Source organism: Vibrio sp. 378, assembly GCF_033339435.1.
In genome coordinates this window covers 1-564 of the sequence record NZ_JAWOUO010000949.1, presented here as the reverse complement: position 1 = coordinate 564, position 564 = coordinate 1, and the positions used below count along the sequence as shown (strand labels likewise).

General features: G+C 47.7%; 1 protein-coding gene. It reads left to right on the top strand.

Annotation, left to right across the window (positions count from 1 at the left end):
- Nucleotides 1-564, top strand: a 564-nt coding sequence (locus R7Q48_RS29765) for a hypothetical protein (protein WP_318133983.1), incomplete at both ends; no start/stop codon positions are given.

Sequence of the window (564 nt, the reverse complement as noted above, 5' to 3'; positions counted from 1 at the left end):
GCTCTGGCGATGCAGAGAGCGTGAACTTGTTGGATGAAATCGACAAATTGATTGGTAGCAACGGTAATGCGTTGTTCACGACATGGAAAGCGACTATTACAGAGCTGAAATCTGGCGTTGTGGTCTCTGTGGATTCGGATAACAACGTCAATTCCAACCATACCTTGAAAGCGTACCAAGGCAACGAGTTTGAAATCGTCGTGACAGGTGAGATCAATCAAGGCATTGATGACAACTTTACCAACGTCTTCACGGCGGCAGCATCGACGGGCGAAACGGCATCTGCGAATGTCACGGTCAAAGTGAAAAAGCAGGCTTACAACGAAGGCATGCTGAAAGTCACTAAAGTGGCAAGCAAATCGGAAGCCAGTGTCGGTGAAGTCGTTGAATATGAAGTGGTGATCACCAACGAAAACGACAACCCATTCTCAGGTGTGCGTCTAGTCGACCGTTATCCTGGTGGCTTTGCTTATATTCCTGATTCTACCGAGATGGTAAATAGCGGCCCTGATGGCGTATTTGATACCTCGGATGACATCCAAATCACCGTAGAGCCAACGAAGA